Below are 833 nucleotides of genomic sequence, written 5' to 3' on the forward strand. Positions count from 1 at the left end.
ACCTCGCCCAGCTCGCCGTCGACCGCTACCCGCGCACTGCCGAACCCAGCGCCTGCGGCGTTCAGTGGGAGATACGGGCCGGGGCGGTACCGCGCCTGCACCACATATCGCACGGCACCCTTGGCATCGTCTACGCGCTCGCCGCCGTAGGCCGGGCCGCCGACCGCCCCGATCTCGTCGACCTCGCACTGGCCGGCGCCGCCGATGTCGTCTCCCGCGACGAAGCCGGCCCGGAAGGGTTCCTCGTCGCGCACTCCGACCCGCAACAGCAACACGAAAAGATCGAACGCCACAACTACGGCTGGTGCCACGGCCCGGCCGGCGACGCCCAGGTGTTCCGCCTGCTGAGCCAAGTCCTGCCCGACGACCCTGGATGGGCCCACCTCGCCGACCGCTGCTGGCGCACCGTCGTCGGCTCCGGGCTTCCGCGACGACCTCGTCCCGGCTTCTGGGACAACAACGGCCGCTGCTGCGGCACCGCCGGGGTCCTGGCCCTCGCCTGCGACCGCCAGGTCGAACGCGGTGACGGCAGCGACTTCGCCGACGTCCTCGTCGCCGACCTCGCGGCCCGCGCGAGGACCGATGGCGACGGCGTCCGCTGGTCCAACCTTGAACACCGTGAGACGCCCAGTGACCTTGCCCCCGCCACCGGCTGGGCCATGGGCAACGCGGGCATCATCCGTGAACTCCTTCGCCACGCCCGCATCACCGCAAACCGCGACCCAAGGTACGCGGTCCCCTTCCCGGACCACCCGCCCACCGGTTGAACAGCATCCGACCTCCGGGATCGGAAACTTCGGGCGCAGCCCGGCCTTTTTAGGGGCGCGGGGAAC

The 833-nt window shown here is 71.5% G+C and carries 1 protein-coding gene; it reads left to right on the forward strand.

All coding sequences use genetic code 11. The features are described from left to right. On the forward strand, positions 1 to 767 hold a 767-nt coding region (locus tag AOK17_RS44340), incomplete at its 5' end, for a lanthionine synthetase LanC family protein (protein WP_281198682.1). Between the last annotated feature and the right edge of the window lie 66 nt (positions 768 to 833).

This window comes from Streptomyces phaeochromogenes, assembly GCF_001418655.1.
GTDB lineage: Bacteria > Actinomycetota > Actinomycetes > Streptomycetales > Streptomycetaceae > Streptomyces > Streptomyces phaeochromogenes.